This window comes from Bradyrhizobium sp. (assembly GCF_019242285.1).
Lineage (GTDB): Bacteria > Pseudomonadota > Alphaproteobacteria > Rhizobiales > Xanthobacteraceae > Bradyrhizobium.
In genome coordinates this window covers 1-2,240 of record NZ_JAFAVV010000442.1, presented here as the reverse complement: position 1 = coordinate 2,240, position 2,240 = coordinate 1, and the positions used below count along the sequence as shown (strand labels likewise).

At 63.3% G+C, this 2,240-nt stretch carries 1 protein-coding gene and 1 tRNA gene; both read left to right on the top strand.

Going from position 1 to position 2,240, the window contains the following annotated elements:
- Window positions 1-210 precede the first annotated feature (210 nt).
- Window positions 211-286, top strand: a tRNA-Lys gene (locus JOY90_RS17365).
- A gap of 516 nt (window positions 287-802) precedes the next feature.
- Window positions 803-2,240 (top strand): adenylate/guanylate cyclase domain-containing protein (locus JOY90_RS17360; RefSeq protein ID WP_291692346.1); only part of this gene is annotated, 1,438 nt, incomplete at its 3' end.

Here is a 2,240-nt window from a genome sequence, read left to right as displayed (position 1 = left end):
GTGCACGACGTCGAGCGCCCGCGCCGATTTCGGTCCAAAACAGGGAGATCCGCATCAGTCGTGCCAGGGGGTAGGAGCGGGCAGCTCCAGTCTCAAAAGACTTCAGCCGGCGTCGTGGATAAGGTGGCAGGCGCTTGCGGGATGACGAGCTTGGGCGCGCGCGTGCCGCTATTGACCCCGGGGGACGCCCGGCTTACCACCACGCCGCCGGAGCGCGTAGCTCAGCCGGTAGAGCAACTGACTTTTAATCAGTAGGTCCCGGGTTCGAGCCCCGGCGCGCTCACCAAGCAAATCAGTGACTTACACTTTACACTGGCGAAAACCGGGGGAAACCGGCTAGCGTCGTGGCTATCCCAAGCGCCCCTCATGCCCCAAGGGCGTCGAGTCGAGCCCCAATCGCGCGGCGCGTCCAATGTGGCTCGCGGGTACAATGGTGTCGGCACCCTCGTCAACGGCGCTCCAGGGCGCCCTGCGCCGCCTTTCGCCCCCGCCGCCCAATGTCGCCCGAAACCGCTAGGAGACAGGAGGGGACATTTTCGCGGCGGCCGTCGGAAGACGGCCTATTTAGCCGCCCGCAGCGGCCGCGTAGTTGGCGGCCGCGATCCACCAGAAATCCCGAGGTGGCCTAGGCCTTGATGTCTGCCTTTCGGCGTAAACTCAGGCGCAACTTGGGCCGGAGGCTGGCTTACGCCTATGACCCATCTCGGACATCAGCGCGCTTTCCCGCTGTATTGCAGGGCGCAAAGCCCCTCCAAGATATGCTATGCTGAGCCAGCGATCCTCGGATCCTGCCGGAGGGCGGATGCAGCCGATTGCGGAATGGCTCGAAAAACTCGGCTTGGCGGACTACGCCCCGCTTTTCGAGGAGAACGGAATCGACCTCAGTGTTTTCCCCGATCTGACTGAGCAAGATCTGGAGAAGCTCGGCGTCCTACTCGGCCATCGTCGTAAGCTTTTGGGTGCAATCGCCAAAGTCGAAGACAGCGACAAGAACGCGCCCGGACTCTCCGTTGCGTCTGCGGCCCCTGCCGCGTCGCCGCCCCTCAACACCGCGGAGCGCCGGCAGGTGACAGTGATGTTCTCCGACTTGGTCGGCTCAACGGCGCTGTCCGCACGCATGGACCCGGAGGATATGCGCGAAGTCATTTCCGCCTATCAGAAATGCGTCGTCGAGACCGTGCGCCGCTTCGACGGGTTCGTTGCGAAATACATGGGGGATGGCGTGCTTGTCTATTTTGGCTATCCGCAGGCGCATGAAGATGATGCGGAGCGGGCAGTGCTGGCCGGGCTGGAGCTGATCGCTGCGATTGCCGCCGCGAAGACACACGCTCCGTTGCAAACTCGGGTCGGGGTCGCGACCGGCCTAGTCGTGGTCGGCGACCTGATCGGATCAGGCGAAGCGCAGGAGCGTGGCATCGTCGGCGAGACACCGAACCTCGCGGCGCGCCTGCAAGGCATTGCAGAGCCTAACACCGTGGTGATTGCGGAAGGCACGCGAAGGCTTCTCGGCAATCTCTTCCAGCTGCAGGACCTCGGTCCCAAGGACTTTAAAGGCATCGCCGAGCCGATGAGGGTCTGGGCGGCGGTTCGCGCGAGCTCCGTTGAAAGCCGTTTCGAGGCGCTGCACGCGACCGGCCTGACCGCCCTAGTCGGTCGGGAAGAGGAAACCGAGCTGCTACTTCGGCGCTGGTCTAGAGCAAAAACCGGCCAGGGCCAAGTGGTGCTGCTCTGCGGCGAGGCCGGCATCGGCAAATCACGGCTCACGGCCGGGCTTCTCGAACGCCTCGCCAACGAGCCGCACACGCGCTTGCGCTATTTCTGTTCCCCGCAGCACACCGACAGCGCGTTTTATCCGATCATTGGTCAGATGGAACGTGCGGCCAAACTGGCGCACAACGATTCCGTGCAGGTAAAACTCGACAAGCTCGATGCAATCCTGGCGCGGAGTTGGACATCCGCTTATGACGCGGCACTTCTTGCGGAGATGCTGTCACTGCCAAACGATGGACGCTATCCCGCGGCCGACCTGGCCCCAGCGCAGCGTCGGCAGAAGACACTGGAAGCGCTCGTTTCCCAGACAGAGGCGCTGGCACGCGACAATCCCGTGCTGATGATCCTCGAGGATGCTCATTGGATCGACCCGACGAGCCTGGAGGTGTTTGGTCGGGTGGTGGACCGGGTACGAACATGTCGCGTGTTGCTTCTCCTAACGTTCCGGCCAGAGTTCGAGGCGCCGTGGA